The organism is Corynebacterium sp. UBA2622, from assembly GCF_002339505.1.
GTDB lineage: Bacteria > Actinomycetota > Actinomycetes > Mycobacteriales > Mycobacteriaceae > Corynebacterium.
Window position 1 is genome coordinate 21,175 of sequence record NZ_DDJO01000006.1, and the last position, 18,347, is coordinate 39,521.

General features: G+C 66.9%; 25 protein-coding genes and 3 tRNA genes. 12 read left to right on the forward strand and 16 right to left on the reverse strand.

Annotated elements, in window-relative coordinates; all coding sequences use genetic code 11:
• Window positions 1–23: 23 nt before the first annotated feature.
• Window positions 24–1,361, reverse strand: a complete 1,338-nt coding sequence (locus B3611_RS01955) for a nicotinate phosphoribosyltransferase (protein ID WP_291313399.1) — start codon at window positions 1,359–1,361, stop codon at window positions 24–26.
• Window positions 1,362–1,559: 198 nt separating this feature from the next.
• On the opposite strand from B3611_RS01955, the gene clpS reads away from it, so the two are divergent.
• The 9 genes from clpS (at window position 1,560) to B3611_RS02000 (ending at window position 7,633) form a co-directional block, all read left to right on the forward strand.
• The gene (gene clpS, locus B3611_RS01960) at window positions 1,560–1,847 is read left to right on the forward strand and encodes an ATP-dependent Clp protease adapter ClpS (protein WP_291313440.1); all 288 of its coding nucleotides are present in this window, start codon (window positions 1,560–1,562) and stop codon (window positions 1,845–1,847) included.
• A gap of 44 nt (window positions 1,848–1,891) precedes the next feature.
• Window positions 1,892–2,431 (forward strand): DUF2017 domain-containing protein, encoded by a 540-nt coding sequence (locus B3611_RS01965; RefSeq protein ID WP_291313400.1) that lies wholly within the window; start codon window positions 1,892–1,894, stop codon window positions 2,429–2,431.
• A gap of 3 nt (window positions 2,432–2,434) precedes the next feature.
• Window positions 2,435–3,382 carry a P1 family peptidase gene (locus B3611_RS01970; protein ID WP_291313401.1) on the forward strand — a complete coding sequence of 316 codons (948 nt, stop codon included), beginning with the start codon at window positions 2,435–2,437 and terminating at the stop codon, window positions 3,380–3,382.
• Window positions 3,383–3,521: 139 nt separating this feature from the next.
• Window positions 3,522–4,142: a rhomboid family intramembrane serine protease gene (locus B3611_RS01975; RefSeq protein WP_291313441.1), complete on the forward strand. Its 621-nt coding sequence runs from the start codon at window positions 3,522–3,524 to the stop codon at window positions 4,140–4,142.
• 58 nt (window positions 4,143–4,200) lie between these two features.
• Window positions 4,201–5,034 carry a glutamate racemase gene (gene murI, locus B3611_RS01980; RefSeq protein ID WP_291313402.1) on the forward strand — a complete coding sequence of 278 codons (834 nt, stop codon included), beginning with the start codon at window positions 4,201–4,203 and terminating at the stop codon, window positions 5,032–5,034.
• Window positions 5,035–5,105: 71 nt separating this feature from the next.
• Window positions 5,106–5,885, forward strand: a complete 780-nt coding sequence (locus tag B3611_RS01985; RefSeq protein ID WP_291313403.1) for an MBL fold metallo-hydrolase — start codon at window positions 5,106–5,108, stop codon at window positions 5,883–5,885.
• A 15-nt stretch (window positions 5,886–5,900) separates the two neighbouring features.
• Window positions 5,901–6,635 carry a ribonuclease PH gene (rph, locus tag B3611_RS01990; RefSeq protein ID WP_291313404.1) on the forward strand — a complete coding sequence of 245 codons (735 nt, stop codon included), beginning with the start codon at window positions 5,901–5,903 and terminating at the stop codon, window positions 6,633–6,635.
• Complete coding sequence (gene rdgB, locus B3611_RS01995) at window positions 6,629–7,234, forward strand: RdgB/HAM1 family non-canonical purine NTP pyrophosphatase (protein ID WP_291313405.1); 606 nt, start codon at window positions 6,629–6,631, stop codon at window positions 7,232–7,234. Before rph ends, rdgB begins: the two co-directional genes overlap by 7 nt.
• A 21-nt stretch (window positions 7,235–7,255) precedes the next feature.
• The gene (locus B3611_RS02000) at window positions 7,256–7,633 is read left to right on the forward strand and encodes a hypothetical protein (protein ID WP_291313406.1); all 378 of its coding nucleotides are present in this window, start codon (window positions 7,256–7,258) and stop codon (window positions 7,631–7,633) included.
• A gap of 92 nt (window positions 7,634–7,725) precedes the next feature.
• Here the strand turns inward: B3611_RS02000 and B3611_RS02005 are convergent, their stop codons facing one another.
• Together B3611_RS02005 and B3611_RS02010 are read right to left on the reverse strand one after the other, a co-directional pair.
• Window positions 7,726–8,094 (reverse strand): DUF3817 domain-containing protein, encoded by a 369-nt coding sequence (locus B3611_RS02005; protein ID WP_291313407.1) that lies wholly within the window; start codon window positions 8,092–8,094, stop codon window positions 7,726–7,728.
• Window positions 8,091–8,594, reverse strand: coding sequence for a hypothetical protein (locus B3611_RS02010; protein WP_414646283.1), 504 nt, complete (start codon window positions 8,592–8,594; stop codon window positions 8,091–8,093). The genes B3611_RS02005 and B3611_RS02010 overlap by 4 nt, the downstream gene beginning before the upstream one ends.
• Window positions 8,595–8,730: 136 nt before the next feature.
• Between B3611_RS02010 and B3611_RS02015 the strand changes: the two genes are divergently transcribed.
• Window positions 8,731–8,815 (forward strand) — tRNA-Leu (locus tag B3611_RS02015).
• A 27-nt stretch (window positions 8,816–8,842) separates the two neighbouring features.
• On the opposite strand, the gene bcp is transcribed toward B3611_RS02015, so the two are convergent.
• Window positions 8,843–9,316: a thioredoxin-dependent thiol peroxidase gene (bcp, locus tag B3611_RS02020; protein WP_291313408.1), complete on the reverse strand. Its 474-nt coding sequence runs from the start codon at window positions 9,314–9,316 to the stop codon at window positions 8,843–8,845.
• Window positions 9,317–9,386: 70 nt separating this feature from the next.
• Here bcp and B3611_RS02025 point away from each other — a divergent pair, with 70 nt between their 5' ends.
• Window positions 9,387–9,662, forward strand: a complete 276-nt coding sequence (locus B3611_RS02025; RefSeq protein WP_291313409.1) for a DUF3618 domain-containing protein — start codon at window positions 9,387–9,389, stop codon at window positions 9,660–9,662.
• A 61-nt stretch (window positions 9,663–9,723) separates the two neighbouring features.
• Here B3611_RS02025 and B3611_RS02030 read toward each other — a convergent pair whose 3' ends face one another.
• Window positions 9,724–10,281 carry an isochorismatase family protein gene (locus B3611_RS02030; RefSeq protein ID WP_291313410.1) on the reverse strand — a complete coding sequence of 186 codons (558 nt, stop codon included), beginning with the start codon at window positions 10,279–10,281 and terminating at the stop codon, window positions 9,724–9,726.
• Between the two features lie 85 nt (window positions 10,282–10,366).
• Window positions 10,367–10,439 (reverse strand) — tRNA-Lys (locus B3611_RS02035).
• Between the two features lie 231 nt (window positions 10,440–10,670).
• Between B3611_RS02035 and B3611_RS02040 the strand changes: the two genes are divergently transcribed.
• Window positions 10,671–11,846 carry a L,D-transpeptidase gene (locus tag B3611_RS02040; protein ID WP_291313443.1) on the forward strand — a complete coding sequence of 392 codons (1,176 nt, stop codon included), beginning with the start codon at window positions 10,671–10,673 and terminating at the stop codon, window positions 11,844–11,846.
• Between the two features lie 77 nt (window positions 11,847–11,923).
• Here the strand turns inward: B3611_RS02040 and B3611_RS02045 are convergent, their stop codons facing one another.
• From B3611_RS02045 to B3611_RS02090, 10 genes are all read right to left on the reverse strand, one after another.
• Entirely contained in the window at window positions 11,924–12,250 is a 327-nt protein-coding gene (locus tag B3611_RS02045; RefSeq protein WP_291313411.1) for a hypothetical protein, read from the reverse strand.
• Window positions 12,251–12,476: 226 nt separating this feature from the next.
• Window positions 12,477–12,552 (reverse strand) — tRNA-His (locus B3611_RS02050).
• Between the two features lie 49 nt (window positions 12,553–12,601).
• Window positions 12,602–13,231 (reverse strand): oligoribonuclease, encoded by a 630-nt coding sequence (orn, locus tag B3611_RS02055; protein WP_291313412.1) that lies wholly within the window; start codon window positions 13,229–13,231, stop codon window positions 12,602–12,604.
• On the reverse strand, window positions 13,232–14,038 hold the full coding sequence (gene cmrA / locus B3611_RS02060; RefSeq protein ID WP_291313413.1) for a mycolate reductase: 807 nt from the start codon (window positions 14,036–14,038) through the stop codon (window positions 13,232–13,234).
• Between the two features lie 13 nt (window positions 14,039–14,051).
• On the reverse strand, window positions 14,052–14,285 hold the full coding sequence (locus B3611_RS02065; RefSeq protein ID WP_414646284.1) for a helix-turn-helix domain-containing protein: 234 nt from the start codon (window positions 14,283–14,285) through the stop codon (window positions 14,052–14,054).
• Window positions 14,278–14,829 carry a hypothetical protein gene (locus B3611_RS02070; protein WP_291313414.1) on the reverse strand — a complete coding sequence of 184 codons (552 nt, stop codon included), beginning with the start codon at window positions 14,827–14,829 and terminating at the stop codon, window positions 14,278–14,280. Before B3611_RS02070 ends, B3611_RS02065 begins: the two co-directional genes overlap by 8 nt.
• A 193-nt stretch (window positions 14,830–15,022) precedes the next feature.
• Entirely contained in the window at window positions 15,023–16,087 is a 1,065-nt protein-coding gene (locus B3611_RS02075; protein ID WP_291313415.1) for an NAD(P)-dependent alcohol dehydrogenase, read from the reverse strand.
• 48 nt (window positions 16,088–16,135) lie between these two features.
• Window positions 16,136–16,450, reverse strand: a complete 315-nt coding sequence (locus B3611_RS02080; protein WP_291313416.1) for a transcriptional regulator — start codon at window positions 16,448–16,450, stop codon at window positions 16,136–16,138.
• A 3-nt stretch (window positions 16,451–16,453) separates the two neighbouring features.
• On the reverse strand, window positions 16,454–16,870 hold the full coding sequence (locus B3611_RS02085) for a hypothetical protein (RefSeq protein WP_291313417.1): 417 nt from the start codon (window positions 16,868–16,870) through the stop codon (window positions 16,454–16,456).
• A gap of 39 nt (window positions 16,871–16,909) precedes the next feature.
• Window positions 16,910–18,298 (reverse strand): MFS transporter, encoded by a 1,389-nt coding sequence (locus tag B3611_RS02090; RefSeq protein WP_291313418.1) that lies wholly within the window; start codon window positions 18,296–18,298, stop codon window positions 16,910–16,912.
• Window positions 18,299–18,347 lie beyond the last annotated feature (49 nt).

Below are 18,347 nucleotides of genomic sequence, written 5' to 3' on the forward strand. Positions count from 1 at the left end.
GCCACCCGGCGACGTCGGCCCGCCTACTCGGCCGGCTCCGGGAACCCGATGAAGCGCGTCGGGATCGCCGGCTCGTCACGGGAGAGGGCCAGGCCCTCCCACGGCAGCGTCTTGCGCGCCGCGGCCAGGTGGGCCCGGCTTTCCTCGAGGTCGTGCTGCCCGCCGACGACCTCCCCGTCGCGCATCAGGGGGACATCCATGCGCTGGTAGTCGAGCTTGGGGCTGCGGCGGATGTCCGCCTCGAAGGGGCACACGATCTCGCCGACGGCCACGCCCGAACCCCTGTACGCGCGCACGCCGCTCTTTGTCCCGCCGTAGGTGACCTTGCCGCTCGATCGCTTGGCGACGGGGTGCCCCTCCACCTCCACAAGCTTGTACACCATGCCGGCCGTGGGAGTGCCGGAGCCGGTGACCACCGAGGTCCCCACGCCGAAGCTGTCCACGGGGTCACCGCGCAGGCCGGCGATGGCAAATTCGTCGAGGTCCGAGGACACGACGATCTTGGTGTCAAAGGCCCCGGCGTCGTCAAGCTGCTTGCGCACCCGGCGGGAGACGATGCCGAGGTCTCCGGAGTCGATGCGCACCGCGCCGAGCTCGGTGCCGGCGACCTCGAGGGCGCTCTCCACGCCGCGGGTGATGTCGAAGGTGTCCACGAGCAGGGTGGTGCCCGGGCCGAGGGAATTGATCTGGGAGCGGAAGGCGGCCTTTTCGTCGGGCACCCCGTTTTCGTCGAGGTGGAGCAGCATCCACGCGTGCGCCGACGTGCCCGCGGCCGGGATGCCGTACTGCTTCGCGGCCTCCATGTTCGAGGTGGAGGCGAAGCCGGCGATGTAGGCGGCGCGCGCGGCGGACACCGCGGCGCGCTCGTTCGTGCGGCGCGAACCCATCTCCATGATCGGGCGGCCATCGGCGGCGGTGACCATGCGCGAGGCGGCGGAGGCGACGGCCGAGTCGGAGTTGAGGATGGAGAGAATGATCGTCTCCAGGATGACGCACTCGGCGAACGTGCCGCGTACGGTCATGATCGGCGAGTAGGGGAAGTAGAGCTCGCCCTCGCGGTACCCGTCGATCTGCCCGGAGAAGGAGTAGTTGCAGAGGTATTCCCTCGTCTCCTCGGAGAGGAAGTCCGCGACAGCGATCTGCTCCTTGGTGAAGCGGAAGCGGGAGATCGCGTCCAGCACACGGGCCGTTCCCGCCACCACGCCGTAGCGGCGTTCCCCGACGAGTTTGCGGGAAAACACCTCGAAGGAGCAGCGCCGGTGCGCGGTGCCGTCCTTGATCGCGGCGTCCAACATGGTCAGTTCGTACATGTCGGTGAGAAACGCCGTGGAGTGGTGCGGGTGTGCCTCGAAATCTGTCATGCCGTCCAAGAGTACCTGGGACACCGGTGAATCGGGGGCTGACGTGCACCGTAGCGCGCAGAGGCCCGGCCCGGCCCGGGCTGCGTTCCGGGGCGGGCAGTGGGTAGGGTGTAGGCCATGATGAGTTCAGCTAGTGGGCCCTGCCCGGGCCGTGGCGGTGCCGCCGCAGTGCGGGGCGCCAGCGTGATGGGTTCGCCCATGGCCACCCCGGAGCTCGACGAGCAGATCGATGTCGACGTGGTGGTCAGCGAAAACCTGCCGTGGTTGTGCATCGTGTGGGACGACCCGGTCAACCTCATGAGCTACGTCAGCTACGTCTTCCAGACGGTGCTGGGTTACGACAGGAAGCGCGCCACCGAGCTGATGATGCAGGTCCACACCGAGGGCAAGGCCGTCGTCTCCTCGGGTGAGAAGGACAAGGTCGAGGGCGACGTGAAGAAGCTGCACACCGCCGGCCTGTGGGCCACGATGCAGCAGGCCGGGTAAGCGGCCGGCAACCCCCAGCACACCCAGGAAAAGGGATCCAACATATGCAACCGTGGCGCCGCAAGAAGGGCATCATGCGCTCCAGCGCGAAGTTCACCACCCGCTTCGACCCGCTCGAGCGCGAGGTGATCGGGGACCTCACCGCGACCGTGTCCGAGGCGCTCATCGCGCGCGCCCAGTCGGCGCCGAAGGATGAGTTCGCCGAGATGATGGGCCTGGCCTCTGGTCACTCCGAGGCCCCTAAGGACCCGAAGCTGCGTCGGCTCCTGCCGGACTTCGAGATGGAGGGTGACGAGGAGTTTGACGGCGACGCCGGCCTGCTGCGCAGCCTGCACGAGAACGACATCATCAGGGCGAAGCTGCTCAACCTGCAGGTGGTCAACGAGGCGCTCGGCCCCACCGGTGGAGTGGATGTCGCGATTGAGGAGGAGGACGCGCAGCGCTTCGTTGCCGCCCTCAACGACATGCGCCTCTACGTTTCCGAGGATGACCGCGGCGGGGAGGCCGCCCAGCAGGACCGCGAGCGCCTCCTGGAGTGGCTCGCCTTCTGCCAGGAGTCCCTGCTCGAAGCCATGATGGGCTGAGCCGTGCTTGTCGACGTCCCCGGCATCCGCCTCGGGCACCGCAGCATGGGGGACACCGGCGTGAGCGCCGTCGTCTCGGCCGACCCGGCCGGGATGGTCGCGGCCGTCGACGTGCGCGGAGGGGGGCCCGGCACCCGCGAAACCGACCTTCTGGCACCCCACAACACCGTCGAGCGCGTCCACGCCATCGTGCTCACCGGCGGGTCCGCCTTCGGCCTCGCCGCCGCGGACGGCGCGATGCGCGAGTTGGAGAGCCGCGGCGTCGGCTTCCCGGTATTCGGGGAGGGCAACCCAGGGCCGCGCGTGCCCATCGTGCCCGCGGCGGTGATCTTCGATCTGGTTGTGGGCTCCCCCGACCACCGCCCCGCCGCCGACGACGGTGCAGCCGCGGTGGCCCGGGCTCTGGACGGGCCCGCCGGACCCGCCTCCGGGAGCGTCGGGGCGGGATGCGGGGCTACCGCCGGTGTTTTGCGCGGGGGATTCGGCCAGGCATCGCGGCGGGTGGGGGAGCACACCGTCGCCGCCGGTGTGGTGGCCAACCCCGTCGGCGAGCTCATCGACCCCGCCACCGGGCTTCTCTTCGGCGATCCCGCACGCCCCGCCGTGGATCTCGGGCGGTACTCGGCGCTGGAGAGGCCCACCCCCAAGCTGAACACCACCATCGGGGTCATCGCCACGGACGCGCCGGTGCCGCCGGCCCAGCTGCAGCGCCTCGCCATGACCGGCCACGACGGTCTGGCCCGCGCCGTGCGGCCCGCCCATTCGCCGCTCGACGGGGACACGCTGTTCGCCGTCTCGACCGCGGGTGAGGTGGGCGCCGGGGTGGACGTCGAGAAGCTCGCGGCGCTGTGCTCCGCTGCCGCGGAGGCCGTGCAGGCGGCGATCGTCGACGCGGTCGCCGCTGCCGAACCCGGGTTCGGCATTCGGGCCTGGAGTGAGCTCACGCACTAGAATTCGGGCGGTGTTCAATTCCCAGTACCCGCCGCAGCAACCGCGCCCCTACGGGCAGGCCTACCAGCCCGGATATCAGCCGGGTTACCCGCCCCCGGGCCCCGTCGGACCCGGGTTGCAGCCTGTGAGCACGCGGCAGATGGGCAAGTCGGCGAAGGAGAAGCGCCACACCGCCTTCCGGTACGCACTCGGATACCTGGCGGCGATCTGGTCGGTATTCCTGGTGAACTTCATCTTCTTCACCGGAAACCTCAACTACCTGGGTATACATCCGCTGGACGAGCACGCCTTCTGGCACATTTTCACCGCGCCGCTGCTGCACGCCGACGTCAACCACATCATGTCCAACAGCATCCCCGGCGCGATCTTCTGCTTCCTCATCGGTTACTCCGGGTCCAAGGTGTTCTGGGAGGTCACGGCCTTCGCCACGTTCAGCGCGGGGTTGGGGACGTGGTTGTTCGGCGGGGTGGGGACCAACCACATCGGCGCCTCCGGGCTCGTGTACGGGTGGCTGACGTACCTCATCGTCCGCGGGGTGTTCAACCGCTCCGGCCGGCAGATCCTGCTGGGGGCGGTGCTCGGCTTCTTCTACTCCGGGCTGATCTGGGGCGTGCTGCCCGTCAACCCGGGGATTAGCTGGCAGGGCCACCTCTTCGGGGCGATCGGCGGCATCCTGGCGGGAATGATCATCACCTCCGACGATCCGCCCGAGCTGGTGGCGCGCCGGGCCCAGCGCAGGGCCGCGCGGCACCCGCGCTGATCCGGCGCCGGCCGTCCGTGCGGGGAGCGGCCGCCGCCGGACGGTAGTATCGGGACCCGTGCTGACCAACGAGGAACCCAACGCTGCCGGAACGGGCGATACCAGGCCGATCGGCCTGTTTGACTCGGGGGTCGGCGGGCTCACCGTGGCCCGCGCAGTGATGGACCAGTTGGGCGAGGAATCCATCCTCTACATCGGTGACACCGCGAACGGGCCCTACGGCCCGCAGCGCATCGCCGACGTGCGCCGCCACGCCACCCGCATCGCCGACGAGCTCGTGGACCGGGGCTGCAAGATGCTCGTCATCGCCTGCAACACCGCCTCTGCGGCGTTCCTGCACGACGCCCGGGAGCGCTACGACATCCCCGTGGTGGAGGTGATCAAGCCGGCCGTGCGCCGGGCGATCGCCACCACCCGCAACAACCGCGTCGGGGTGATCGGCACCCAGGGCACCATCACCTCCGGGGCGTACCAGGACCTCTTCCGCCTCGCGCCCGGCCTGGAGGTCCAGGCCGCGGCGTGCCCCGCCTTCGTGGAATTCGTTGAGCGGGGGGTGACCTCCGGCCGCCAGATCCTCGGCGTGGCGCAGGGTTACCTCGAACCCCTGCAGGCGGCCGGGGTGGACACACTCGTGCTCGGTTGCACCCATTACCCGCTGCTCTCCGGCGTGATCCAGCTGGCCATCGGCGACGATGTCACCCTCGTCTCGTCGGCGGAGGAAACCGCCAAGGACGTGCTCCGGGTGCTCACCGAGCGCAACATGCTCGCCCCCGGCGGCCATGCCCCGACACGCACATTCGAATCCACCGGCGACCCGGAAGTCTTCAACCGTCTGGCATCTCGCTTCCTCGGCCCCAGCGTTACCGCGGTGGGCAGCGACATGCCCGCCTAGCCCCGTATTCCGCCTGCGCGTTTCGGCGGTGGCGTTTCGGTTTCCCCCCTGTTTCGTGGCACAGTTGACCCATGAGGTTGACCATTCTCGGGTGTTCCGGGAGCCTGGGCGCGCCGGGCAATCCCGGGTCTTCCTACCTGATCACGTCGCCGGAGCGCCCAGAGGCCCCCGGTATCCTGATGGACTTCGGCCCCGGCGCCCTCGCGGCGCTGCAGGAGGTCCACGACCCCGCCGACGCCCACGTTATGTTCACCCACCTCCACGCGGACCACTGCTCGGACCTGCCGTCCCTGCTGGTGTGGCGCCGCTTCCACCCGACGGCACCCGCGCCGGGCCGGAACCTGCTCTATGGCCCGTCCCATTCTGCGGCGCACTTCGGGCGCATGAGCGCCGACGGCCCCGATGATGTCGACGATATCTCCGACACCTTCGATGTCCGCGCGTGGCAGCCTGGCGTCCCCGCGGACATCGAGGGCGTCACCGTCACCCCGTTTCCCGTGGCCCACCCCGCTTCCGAATCGCACGCCCTGCGGGTGCAGTGCCGCGACACCGGCCGCGTGCTCACCTTCACCGGGGATTCCGGGCTCACCCCCTCGCTTGTCGACGCCGCCCGCGGCGCCGACCTTTTCCTCTGCGAGGCCGCCTGGGGCCCGTCGTCGGAGGGCAAGGCTGAGGGGATGCACCTCTCCGGGGAGGAGGCGGGCCGGATCGCGCGGGAGGCGGGTGTCGGAAAGCTCGTGCTCGTGCACATCCAGCCGTGGAGCGACTTCGATGCGACGCTTGAGGCCGCGCGCGGCGAGTTCGACGGCGAGGTCGTCATCGGCCGGGCGGGGGACGTGTTCGACCTGTAAGTTACGCTGGAGGACATGACTGAATCTGTTTTCCGGCGCGCCGACGGTCGCGCCGTCGACGAGTTGCGCCCCGTCCGTATCACCCGCGGTTTTACCTCGAACCCGGCGGGCAGCGTCCTCGTGGAGTTCGGCAACACCCGCGTCATGTGCACCGCGTCGGTGGAGCTGGGGGTGCCGCGCTTCAAGAAGGATTCGGGGGAGGGCTGGCTCACCGCCGAGTACTCCATGTTGCCCTCCGCCACGCACGAGCGCATGCCGCGCGAATCGATGAAGGGCAAGGTCAAGGGGCGCACCCACGAGATTTCGCGCCTGGTCGGCCGCTCGCTGCGCGCCGCGGTGGACCTGAGCCAGCTGGGGGAGAACACGATCCAGCTCGACTGCGACGTGCTCCAGGCCGACGGCGGAACCCGTACCGCGTCCATCACGGGTGCCTACGTGGCGCTTGCCGACGCGATCAGCTTTCTCACCGAGCGCGGTGTCGTGCCCGGCCAGCCCCTGCAGCCGCCCGTGGCGGCCGTCTCCGTCGGGTTGCTCGAGGGCAACGTCATTCTCGACCTGCCCTACGAGGAGGACTCGCGCGCCGAGGTTGACCTGAACGTGGTGATGCAGGAGGGCGACAACTTCGTCGAGGTGCAGGGTACGGGCGAGCACGGGTTGTTCGGCCGGGAGGAGCTCAACCTCATGCTCGATTCCGCGCAGAAGGGCTGCCGCGAGCTCATCGAGGTGCAGAAGGCGGCGCTCGGGTGGTAGGTGCGGTCAAGGTCCTGGTCGCCTCGAACAACCCGAAGAAGCTGGTTGAGCTGGAGCAGGTGCTTTCTGATCTCGGCATCGGGGGAATCGAGCTCGTCTCTCTCCGCGACGTCGAGCCCTACCCCGAGCCCCGGGAGGACGGGCTAACCTTCGAGGACAACGCCTTGATCAAGGCCCGTGCGGGTGCCGCAAAGACGGGTATGCCGTGCGTGGCCGATGACTCCGGTCTCGCCGTCACCGCCATGAACGGGATGCCGGGGGTGCTGTCCGCGCGGTGGTCCGGCCGGCACGGTGACGACGAGGCGAACAACCGCCTCCTGCTCGCCCAGATGGAGGACATCGACGTCCGCGATGCCGCGTTCGTGTCCTGCTGCGCGCTGGTCACCCCGGCGGGGGACGAGTTCACCGCCACGGGCCGGTGGGAGGGCACGCTGCTGCGCGAGCCGAGGGGCGCGAACGGCTTCGGCTACGACCCGCTCTTCGAACCCGCCGACGCGCCGGGGCGCTCCTCGGCGGAGCTCAGCGCCGAGGAGAAGAACAGCCGCTCCCACCGCGGGGCAGCCTTGCGCGAGCTTGCACCGCACCTGGCACTTCTCTGACAACTTCTTTAAGCTGGTTGCATGATGAAGAACAAGACGATCGCCGCCGCCACCACTGTCCTGCTCTCCGGGGCCCTGCTTGCGGGCTGCGGCTCCGACAAGGATTTCAAGGGAACCTGGACAGGTCATGTCACATCCGCCCAGGGGGAGGCTGCCGCCAGCTCCGCCTCCGTCACCGTCAAGGGCGGCGACTGCAAGTGGGAGCTCACCGAGACCAACGGCAAGACCAACGATGCCCGCTGCGAGCGCGACAACGACAAGTTCAAGATGGCCGACCCGCTCACCGGCCGCGACCTGGAGTACAAGGGCACCGTCAGCGGTGACACCCTCACCCTGACCCCGGACAACGACCGCGCCAAGGAAATGGGCACGATGGTCCTGACGAAGTCGGGCAAGTAATACGTCCGGCCCGATACGGCGAAACCTGACAGAGCGAAACCCGGCACCGCGGTGCCGGGTTTTCTCGTTGGTGGGGGCGTGGCCAAGCGGGCCTACGCCAGCTGGAACTTCGCGTTGACCTCGTGGCGGCGGCGATTCTCCACCCAGAAGGAGAGGAAGGGGACGACACCGGAGATCGCGGTGATGAACCAGGTCATCGCGGGCCAGCGGGCCTTGAGACCGAGGTTCATGGATGCGATGAGGAAGGCGATGAAGGCGAGGCCGTGCACGCGGGCGACCCACTCGAGGTAGTGGACATCCATGCCCAGTCCGTACTGCATGATCATGCGCACGCACAGCAGAAGCAGGAGGGTACCGGTGATCCAGGCGGTCGCGGAGAAGGCCCGCAGGGCGGTGCGCACGCGGCGCTGGCGCTCCGGGTGGATGCGCGGGGCCTCGGGGGTGGGGTTGGTGGTGGTCATGATGTCCTCTCTTGGCTGCTGGGGGTGCCGTCTTCGCCGGTCTCCCGCAAGCGGCGGCGCTGGACGTTCAGGGCGTTGAACTCGTCGATGTCCAGTTCGGGTCGGGCGGGGAGGATCTCCCCCAACGAGGCCTCCTCCTGCGGAGTTCCGCCGAACCGGGCGAGGTCCGCCTCGTAGAGGTCGTCCAGCGTCGTGCCGGCGTTGAGGGCGTCGATCTTTTCGTTCTCCATCTTGATGCCCATGCGGTAGGCGTAGACGAAGAACGCACCGAAGAACGGCCACTGCAGGGCGTAGCCCAGGTTCTGGAAGGTGCCGCTGCCCGATTTGAAGCGGGTCCACTGCCACCATGCCAACAGGAAGGTGGTGATGACGGCGAGGATGAGCAAAACGATGTGCCACGCCCGCACCCGTACGCGGGCCCGGGGCTCACGCGGGGCCTCACCGGGCGTGCCGGGGCCCGGCCCCGCGGCGGGGTTCACCTGGCTCGTCGGCTCGCTCACACCCGCATATCCTAGCAACTCAAACGAAAGGTGGATAACCCGCTCACCGCGCCCGAATGCGCCCTCTGCCGGTTACCGGGGCGCGGCGGGGCCCATGTAAAATGACGCGTGCTCCGCTGACCAACGGGCGGGGCGGGCGCCCGTGGCGGAATTGGCAGACGCGCTGGATTTAGGTTCCAGTGCCCTAGGGCGTGCGAGTTCAAGTCTCGCCGGGCGCACCACGATTAACCAGCGCCGGCCGCTGCCGGTTACACGAGCCAGTCGCGCAGGATTCGGCCCACGTGCCCGGAGGCGCGCACGTTGTACTGCGCTTGGGCGATGGTGCCGTCGGCGTCGACAAGGAACGTCGAGCGGATCACACCCTGGACCGTCTTGCCGTAGTTCTGCTTCTCCCCGAAGGCGCCCCACGCCCTCATCACCTCGCGCGAGGTGTCGGAGAGCAGGGTGATCTTCAGGTCGTGGTCGGCACGGAACTTCGCCAGCTGCTCCGGGGTGTCGGGGCTGATGCCGATGACGTCGAGGGAGGCGTCGTTGAACTCCTCCAGGCGGTCAGTGAAGTCGCAGGCCTCTGTGGTGCAGCCCGGGGTGTTGGCGCGGGGGTAGAAGTAGACGATCACGCGCTTGTCCGCGTAATCGGAGAGGGAAACCGTGCGTCCCCCGTCGTCGGGCAGGCTGAATGCGGGGGCGATGTCGCCCTTGTCCAAGCGGATGTTTTCGGTCATGCCTGACCGTTTTACACTACTGTTGTAACGGACACGTTTTAGTACAAATTCACCGTAGGAGTTCACCACCGTGGCACGAGACATTCACGATATCGAGCGCGACATCGAGCGCACCCGCGGCCAGCTTGCGAGCACCCTGGACGAGCTCGCGTTCCGCGCCAACCCCTCCACCCTCGCGGACAACGCGAAGGGCCAGGCCGCCGGCCTGCTGCAGGACGAGATGGTGCAGAAGGTCATCGCGGGCATCGGCGTGGGCATCGCGGCTCTCGTTGCCGTGAAGTTCATGAACGGCCGTAAGCGCAAGAAGGAGCTCAAGGAGCTGCAGAAGCTCCTCGCCCGCCGCTGAGCTTGACGACGCCCCACCCCCGCCCCGGCACACCGTCGCCGGCCCGGGGGTGTCGTGCGTTCTAGGCGATCTTCGCGCCAGCCTGCTCCATTTCGCGCAAGGCGCGTTCCCCGCGCTCCTCGTCGACGGGGGAACAGAGATCGCGCAGTACCCGGACGGTGAACTCCTCCTTCAGCCCGTCGAGCACGGTGGCGCGCACGCAGTGGTCGGTGGCGATGCCGCAGATGTCGAGGGTGTCAATGCCGCGGTCGCGGAGCCATGCTGCGAGGGCGGTTCCGTCAGAATCACCCTCGAATCCGGAGTAGGCGGCCTTGTACGCACCTTTGCGGAAGGTGGCGTCGATGAGCGATGTGTTGATGGGCTGTCGGATCGAGGCTCCATCGGTCTCCGCCACGCAGTGCACGGGCCAGGAATCGACGAAGTCGGGGGTGTCCGAGAAGTGGCTGTCCGGGTCGATGTGCCAGTCCTGAGTGGCAAGGATGTGGGAGTAACCGCGCGCCTCGGGCCCCGAGATGAGGTTCGCGACCCTCCCGGCAACCTCGTCGCCGCGCGTCGTGGCCAGCGTGCCGCCGGGGCAGAAATCGTTCTGGACGTCAACGATGAGTAGTGCCGTGCTCATGCCGGCTCATGTTACCGGGGGAGGGCGGTCTGCAACGCGAAAAAGACCGGAACGTAGAAAATACGCTCCGGCCTGTTATCGATTGTGCGCCACCAGGGACTCGAACCCCGAACCCACTGATTAAGAGTCAGTTGCTCTACCACTTGAGCTAGTAGCGCTTATTCTTTTGTGTCATGCTGCCCTCTCGGCAACGAAGAAAAATATAGCACTGTTGTGTGGGGTGCATGAAATCGGCAGTTCAACGGCCCTTTTGGGCAGTTGCTGACCGATACCGAATTGTTGTCACGCTAACTAGATTTTTGCCCGGAGTGCACGATACAGTGAGAGCCGTTGTCAGTGACGGGGCGCGTGTGCCGTCCGGTGTGCGTGTAGCGAGGTAGAACAATTTGATGAAGTCGCGTGGGTTGCGCCAGTCGATGGCCGCTGTGGCCGTGTTTGCCGCGGGTATGACGCTCGCCGCGTGCACTGTCGGGGGATCTGAATCCGGCTCCGCCCACGGATCGAGCTCCGCCACCAGTGAAGCCTTCGATCCGCCCACCGTTTCCGTCGAAGACGGGGAGACGGGCGTGGGCCCCAACGACCCCGTGAAGGTCACCGCGCCCGCTGGCCTGGAGTCGTTGGAACTCACCAACGACGCCGGAAAGAGCGTCGAGGGCACCTTCAACGCCGACCGCACTGAATGGGTCCTCGCTGAGCCGCTCGGTTACGGGCGTACCTACTCATTCGAGGGGTCGGACAAGGCCGGCAACAAGATTGAGTCCGCGTTCACCACCGTCTACCCGGATGCCCAGACCAACGCGTACCTCGGCCCCGTGGACGGGGCGCAGGTGGGCGTGGGTCAGGCGGTCAACATCCGCTTCTCGACGCCCCCGCAGGACCAGAAGGCCGTGGAGAAGGCGATCACGGTGACCACGTCCAACAACACCGAGGGCGCCTTCTACTGGCTCGACCCCTACGAGTTGCGCTGGCGGCCGAAGGACTACTGGCAGCCCGGAACCTCCGTGACCGTCAAGGCCGCCCTGTACGGCAAGAACCTGGGTGGGGGAGTGTACGGTGCCCAGGATGTGGAGACAAGCTTCACCATCGGCGACGCCGTCGTGAGCAAGGTGGACAACGCCACCAAGACGCTCACCGTCTACCGCAACGGCGAAGTGGTCAACTCCTTCCCCGTCTCGCTGGGCAAGGACGGGCAGTTCGACACCCCCAACGGCGTCTACGTGGTCGGCGACCGCAACGAGACGCTGCGCATGGACTCGCGCACCTACGGGCTGAGCCTCGACGCCGGGGGGTACGTCACCGACGTCAAGAACGCCACTCAGCTGTCCTACTCCGGCATCTACGTGCACTCCGCGCCCTGGGCGCTGTGGGCCCTCGGCTCGGTGAACCAGTCCCACGGCTGCATCAACGCCAGCCCCGCCGATGCCGCCTGGTTCCTGCAGAACTCCACAATCGGGGACCCTGTAGAGGTGGTCAACACCTACGGCGGGACCATGAGCGGCATTGACGGTCTCGGCTACTGGAACATCCCCTGGAGCGAGTGGGAGGGCGCGACCGGCGGGCAGTAGGGGCGCAACCGGTGTTCGCATCCGGTAAGGATCAGAGCCCCTCCCCCATGCAAACTTGGGTGAGGGGCTCGTGGCGTTTAGATGTACCAGGTGTTTGTCCCGATGCCTCTCCCGAACAGGGCAGAAAGTCCGAGACCGTCACGGATGATGATCTGGAACCACTTTCCGGCACCAGTCGGGACAGTCAGGAGATTGAACAGCGCTTCGCCGTTGTGGGAAGGATGTACTGAACTACCGGATTCCAAAGGACGGCAGTTCCCAGTGGCATTCTGGACCGTCACGGGGCCGAACGTGGCAATGTCGGCCCAGCCGGTGCACCCTTCTGCGTTGGCGGTGCCAGCGCCAGCAGTCATGAGTCCGGCAGCCAAGGTGGTTGCCACCACAATCGAAGGAATGCGTTTCATTATATGCTCCTTATCTCATGGACAGTGATTGCACAGTCGATCCAAAGCTATCTTAAAATATTTTAAGTTGATTTGCGTCGCAAACTTTTGGCGTATTTGGTGCCCCCTGCAGAGCGGCAGCAATTCTGGGCGTGCAAGTCCGCCCACCGGGCGGAGAGAGGGCGCGACATAGGCTAAATGAGAAACCCCCTCCGCGCTTCCCTAACGCGCTGAGGGGGTTTCTCTCTGGGGTGGCTGACGGGACTCGAACCCGCGACACCCAGGATCACAACCTGGTGCTCTACCAGCTGAACTACAGCCACCATTGCTGCTTTTCAGCAGCGGGAACTACATTAGTACGGTGGCCGAACTTTACAAAAACCGCTGGTAGGAGTCGGTGGCTTCCCCGGCAAATCCGGCCGCTTCCTCGGACTCGGGGCCCGGCGCAGCGACGAAGACGGCGCGGCGGTAGTAGTCGAGCTCGCGGATCGATTCGACGATGTCGGCCAGCGCGCGGTGCGCCATTCCCTTGGCGGGCTGGTTGTAGTAGGCCTTCGGGAACCAGCGGCGAGTCAGCTCCTTTACTGTGGAGACGTCGATCATCCGGTAATGCAGGGTGGCATCGAGCCGCGGCATCTGCGCGCGGATGAAGGTGCGGTCGGTCGCGATGGAGTTGCCGGCCAGCGGCGCGGGGTGCGCGGGGTCGCAGTGCTTCTCGACGAGCCCGAGAACCGCCTCCTCCGCCTCGGCGAGGGAGACGGTGGAGGCCCTGATGTCGTCGAGGAGCCCGTTGTCGGAGTGCATCTTCTCCACGAAGTCATCCATTTCAGCCAGCTCAGCCTCCCTGGCGTGGACAACGAGGTCGACTCCCTCGTCGAGGATGTTCAGGTTCGCGTCGGTGACGAGGGCGGCGACCTCGACGATGACGTGGCGCGACGGGTCGAGGCCCGTCATCTCCAGGTCGACCCAGACGATCCGGTCATTCTTGGCGGGGATGTCCATTTATGCCTCTCCCATCTGTGCGTAGAACTTGCCCACGATCGGGGCGATCACACCGCGCGGTCCGTAGGTGGAGACCACGTCCATCGCCTTTGACAGGGGGCCTGGGACGACGCGGCGCTTGTTGCGTCGTAAAGCTGCGAGCGTGTCGCGGGAACAGGATTCGTAGGTGGTCCAGAGGAAATCGGGGACGACCCTGTCCACGATCGTCTGCTCGTCTTCGGGAATGTGCGCCTCGCGGACCGGGCCCGGCGCGAGGAGGGTGACGTGCACGCCGGAGTCCTTCAGCTCGAAGTGGAGGGCTTCGGTGAAGGTGTTCACGCCGGCCTTGGTGAAGACGTAGGTGGCGTTGTTGGGAATGGGTATGTTGCCCGCGGCCGAACCGACGTTGCACAGCGCACCCTCGCGGCGGGGAACCATCTGGTCCAGGACCGCCTTGGTGATGCGGAAGACCGCGGTGGCGTTGAGGTTGTACTGGTTGGTCTCGTAGTCCCAGTCCTGCTTCATGAAGGGTCCGAAGGAGGCGATGCCCGCGGAGTTGACGCAGATGGAGATCTTTCGCTGCGCGATGTGGTCGAGCAGCGCGGTGACGTCGCGCTCCTTGGACAAGTCCGCGGCGAAGACCTCGACGTTTACACCGTGGCGGGAGCTGAGATCGTCCGCCAGGCGCATGAGGACGTCCTCGCGCCGGGCAACCACGATGAGGTTGTACCCCGCGGAGGCGAGGTCCCGGGCGATGGCCTCGCCGATGCCCTGGGACGCGCCCGTGATCAGCGCGTAAGAGTCGATGTGTGGGGAGGGAAAACTCATGCGCCCCAGGGTACTAGTCGTAGGCCACCGTGAAGAGGTCGCCGGGCTGGCAGTCGAGGGCGCGGCACAGCGCCGTGAGCGTTGAGAAACGAACGGCTTTGGCGCGGTTGTTGCGCAGCACGGAGAGGTTCACCGGGGTGATGCCCACCTCTTCGGCGAGCGCCGCTCCCGTGATGCCGTGTTGCTCGATGAGCTCGTCGAGGTGGCACACCACTCGGGGCTCCCCGGGGCGGGGTTGCTCAGACAAGACCGTCCACCTCATCCTCGAGGGCCATGCCGCGCTTCACGACGGTGGAGAGTACGCCCAGGGTGATGGAGAGGATGAAGGCGGGTGCCATGTCCGACAGGGGAGTCCCCGCCCCGGGGCTGGTCCACCACGAGTCGATCCCGAGCTCGTGGGCCGCGAAGTTGTTCGCCAGACCCTCGGCACCGAGGCGAACGAGGATCCATGCCATCGCCGCCCAGCTGGCGTACTTCAGGGACTGCGCGTTGCGGGCGGTGAAGACGTTTCCGCGGATCATGGGGATGACGGCGCGCGCGATGAAAATTCCGGAGGCGGCCAGGAGCAGGTACTTGACCCCGAGGGCCGCGATGTACGAGGCGGTCAGGCCCCGGGAAAGGTCGGCGACCTGAATGCCCTCGGGGAGCGCGGGGGAGAGGCGGGTGGTGAACGCTCCGTGTTTGATCATTCCGGCAATCTCCGGTGTGCACCAGAGAGCGATGACGGTGAAGATGCTGGCGATGGCGCTTGTGAGGTCTTTCCGGGTGGGGTCCTTGGTGGGCGCGTTCACGGTGGCTCCTTAAGTCGGCGGAGTATCGATTTTCGATACCCTCGAAAGTCGATAATACCGAAATTCGATATGCCTGCAAGCGGTATGCATAAACCCCTAAAACTAAACCGGTAAAACCCCAGGTCGCTGTTTCGGCGATCTGTGACGAGCTGGGCCTTTACCGGTTTGGTTTTAGGGGTTTGTGGGGTGGGGTTTATCGCCCACCGTGGGGGACGATTACCGCGCGGCCCGACACCTTGCCCTCCATGAGGAGGCGGTAGGCCTCCAGGCCGTCCTCGAGGGGGTAGGTGGTGTACTTCGGGGCGACCTGCCCGTTGCGTAGCATCGCCACCAGCTCGAACAGCTCGTCGCGGGAACCCCAGTAGGTGCTGTAGAGGTGCGCCTCGTAGGGGACGGAAAGGAAGGACCAGGAGGAAGGGCTTCCGTTGCCCAGGCCGACGATGACGACCCGCGACCCAGGGGTGGCACTGTGCAGCGCGAGGTCCACGGTGGCGGACACGCCCACGAAGTCGAACGCGGCATCCACGCCGCGCCCGCCTGTGAGCTGGAGGATCGCTTCCGCCTGGCCCTCCCCGCCCGGCACGGTGAGCGCACCCAGGTTCTCCGCCTCGCGCAGCGCGTCTTCCTTGGAATCGGTGGCGATGATGGTCGCGCCCGTCAGGGCCTTGAGAATCTGCACTCCCATCAGGCCCAGCCCGCCGAGCCCGATGACCAGTGCGAACTTCCCGCCCCCGTCGAGGGAGGGCAGGGCGGTCTTGATGGCGTGGTACGGGGTGAGTCCGGCGTCGGCAAGCGCGGAGGCGGCGATCGGGTCGACATCCCCGAGGGGGACGAGGTTGCGCGCCGGGACGAGGACGTACTCGGCCATCCCCCCGTCGCGCCCGAGGCCCATTGCGCTGGCGCCGGCCTCCTCGGGGTGGCGGCAGTACGTTTCCGCACCCTTGGCGCACCAGTCGCAGCGCCCGCATCCGGTGGGGCCGTAGACGAGGTACGCCTCACCCTTCTCCAGGCCGGTGACCCCGGCCCCGACTTCCTCGACCCAGCCGGAGATCTCGTGGCCGAGGGTGTATTCCGGGTCGAGGACGGGGAGCATGCCCTCGTCGAACTCGTTGAAGATGGCGACATCGGAGTGGCACGCGCCGGAACCGGCCACCTTGAGCAGAACCTCGTTGGGGCCGGGCGAGGGCTTGGGCACCTGCTTCAGCTCGGGAAAGGTGTGGTAGCCGACGTGGCGGATGGCCTTCATGGTTTCGGTCATGGCTGTGTCCTTGGGTTGGGGGTGGGGACACTAGTTAGCCTACGGAAATCAGTCGCCCGCCTCCGCTAATCGACGCAGCGCCGCGACGTGGCCCTCGAAGGCTTCGACGCCGCGGGCGGTGAGCGTGACCCACACGGTGTCCTTCGCCCGCGTCGACCCGTACTCGCGGAAGCGGGTGATGTAGCCGTTCTGCTCGAGGACCGTGAGTTGCTTGGAGAGGGTGGAATCCGACAGTTCGGTGAGCTCGCGGAGGCGCCGGAAGCTCATTTCACGGCGCGTTTCACCCTCGGTGGAACCGGCAGCGTTGAGGGCGGCACAGACCTTCAGGCGCGCGATGGGATGGATGACGGGGTCGAGATCCACGGGTCAGCGCCATTCCCTTGAGAGGAGCCAGGCCATTCCGGCGGTGACGGCAATCCCGGTGCAGACGGAGACGGCGACATTGTCGCGGGGGAGGAACATTAGGAGGGGAACTGCGACCAACCCCGGCAGCGTCGGTATCCACGACGGGTCGGGATCGGGTCGCACTTCCTGTTTCAGCGCGGGACGCACCGCTGGCAGCCGGCGACGCTCCACCACGAGGGTGAGCACGAGGGTGAGAAGGCAGACCCCGGCGATGAGGAGAAAGCCCGCGAGTTGGCGGTGGAGGGTCAGGCCGACGGAGGCGCCCATTGCCGCGCTCAGCAGCGCGATCCAGACCCACGACACCTGCCGGCCCCCGGCGGCCCGCATCTCCGTCTCCCTGACCGCCTCCAGGGCTTCCCGCGCCTCCATGCTTTCCATAAGAGAAAGTGTAGCGCGGGAGGGGGCGCGGTCAAGTCCCTAGATTTCGTGCATCTCCGCGTGCTTGGTCTCGGGCGCCCACAGGATGGCGGCGAGCGAGATGGCGCTGACGATCATCAGGTAAATGCCCACCGCGCCGGGCCCGTGCTTGGCGTTCAGGGCCGTCGCGATGAAGGGCGCGATGGCAGCACCCAGGATGGAGGCGACGTTATAGGAGATGCCCGATCCGGTGTAGCGCACGTTGGAGGGGAAGAGCTCGGGGAGGATGGCGGACATGGGGCCGAAGATCAGGCCCATGAGAAGCATGCCGATGAAGAGGAAGACACCGAGGGAGACCATCGTGAAGGACTCGGGGTTGAGCAGCCAGTGGAAGCTCGCGCCGTAGACGATGATGGCCACCGAGGTGAGGGTGAGCACGGGGCGTCGGCCGAAGGTGTCGGCGAGGTGGCAGGAGACGGGGATGCCGATCATGAAACCGAAGATGCAGACCAGCTGCAGCTTCAGGAAGGACTCGTACGCGATGCCCAGGCCGGCGCCCTCGGCGGCGGAGCCGATGCCGTAGGAGAGGAACCACGTGGTCACGATGTAGAACAGCGTGTAGCAGCCGACCATGATGAACGTGCCCTGCAGGAGGGGTCGCCACGCTTTTGCGATGACCTCGGAAAGCGGGGAGGACACCTTGGCGTCGTTGTCCACGACCTGCTGGAACACGGGGGTCTCCTCGATCTGCAGGCGGACCCACAGGCCGACGGCGACCATGATGGCGGACATCAGGAACGGGATGCGCCAACCCCAGGACATGAACGCGCCCTCCACGTCACCGCGGGTGTGGCCCAGCCACGTCACGAGGATGAGAAAGAGCCCGTTGGCCAGCAGGAACCCGAACGGGGCGCCCAGCTGGGGCCACATGGCAGCCCAGGAGCGCCGGCCCTTCGCGGCGGTCTCGGTGGACAGCAGGGCCGCACCGGACCACTCTCCGCCCAGGCCGAGGCCCTGGGAGAAGCGCATCAGCGCCAGCAGGGCGGGGGCCCAAATGCCCACCTGGGCGTACGTGGGGAGGATCCCGATGACGAAGGTGGCGATGCCCATGGTCAACAGGGCACCCACGAGGGTGGCCTTGCGTCCGACCCGGTCGCCGAAGTGGCCGAAGACGACGGAACCGAGCGGACGGGCGATGAACGCCAGGCCGAAGGTGGCGAAGGACTGCAGCAGGGCCACCGTCGAGCTCTCCGCCTTCGGGAAGAAAAGGAAGGGGAAGACCGCCACGGCCGCCGTTGCGTAGGCGTAGAAGTCGTAGAACTCGATGGTGGTGCCGATGGTGGAGGCAAGACGCACGCGGCGGCGTTCCTCCGGGCTGGTGGCGCGCAGGGCGGGCGCTTCTGCCGGCGGCGCCACGGGCTGCGCCGCGGCCTGGACGGATGAAGTCATGGCTGGCTCCCTCTCACTCGGTGTTTCAACGTGTGGGACAATATTTTTA

What these genes read in the sequence shown, in the direction of transcription:
- B3611_RS01955 (WP_291313399.1), bottom strand. Translation starts at nt 1,361, where the DNA reads ATGACAGATTTCGAGGCACACCCGCACCACTCCACGGCGTTTCTCACC.
- clpS (WP_291313440.1), top strand. Translation starts at nt 1,560, where the DNA reads ATGGCCACCCCGGAGCTCGACGAGCAGATCGATGTCGACGTGGTGGTC.
- B3611_RS01965 (WP_291313400.1), top strand. Translation starts at nt 1,892, where the DNA reads ATGCAACCGTGGCGCCGCAAGAAGGGCATCATGCGCTCCAGCGCGAAG.
- B3611_RS01975 (WP_291313441.1), top strand. Translation starts at nt 3,522, where the DNA reads ATGGGCAAGTCGGCGAAGGAGAAGCGCCACACCGCCTTCCGGTACGCA.
- B3611_RS01985 (WP_291313403.1), top strand. Translation starts at nt 5,106, where the DNA reads ATGAGGTTGACCATTCTCGGGTGTTCCGGGAGCCTGGGCGCGCCGGGC.
- rph (WP_291313404.1), top strand. Translation starts at nt 5,901, where the DNA reads ATGACTGAATCTGTTTTCCGGCGCGCCGACGGTCGCGCCGTCGACGAG.
- B3611_RS02000 (WP_291313406.1), top strand. Translation starts at nt 7,256, where the DNA reads ATGATGAAGAACAAGACGATCGCCGCCGCCACCACTGTCCTGCTCTCC.
- B3611_RS02005 (WP_291313407.1), bottom strand. Translation starts at nt 8,094, where the DNA reads ATGACCACCACCAACCCCACCCCCGAGGCCCCGCGCATCCACCCGGAG.
- bcp (WP_291313408.1), bottom strand. Translation starts at nt 9,316, where the DNA reads ATGACCGAAAACATCCGCTTGGACAAGGGCGACATCGCCCCCGCATTC.
- B3611_RS02030 (WP_291313410.1), bottom strand. Translation starts at nt 10,281, where the DNA reads ATGAGCACGGCACTACTCATCGTTGACGTCCAGAACGATTTCTGCCCC.
- B3611_RS02040 (WP_291313443.1), top strand. Translation starts at nt 10,671, where the DNA reads ATGAAGTCGCGTGGGTTGCGCCAGTCGATGGCCGCTGTGGCCGTGTTT.
- B3611_RS02045 (WP_291313411.1), bottom strand. Translation starts at nt 12,250, where the DNA reads ATGAAACGCATTCCTTCGATTGTGGTGGCAACCACCTTGGCTGCCGGA.
- orn (WP_291313412.1), bottom strand. Translation starts at nt 13,231, where the DNA reads ATGGACATCCCCGCCAAGAATGACCGGATCGTCTGGGTCGACCTGGAG.
- cmrA (WP_291313413.1), bottom strand. Translation starts at nt 14,038, where the DNA reads ATGAGTTTTCCCTCCCCACACATCGACTCTTACGCGCTGATCACGGGC.
- B3611_RS02075 (WP_291313415.1), bottom strand. Translation starts at nt 16,087, where the DNA reads ATGACCGAAACCATGAAGGCCATCCGCCACGTCGGCTACCACACCTTT.
- B3611_RS02085 (WP_291313417.1), bottom strand. Translation starts at nt 16,870, where the DNA reads ATGGAAAGCATGGAGGCGCGGGAAGCCCTGGAGGCGGTCAGGGAGACG.
- B3611_RS02090 (WP_291313418.1), bottom strand. Translation starts at nt 18,298, where the DNA reads ATGACTTCATCCGTCCAGGCCGCGGCGCAGCCCGTGGCGCCGCCGGCA.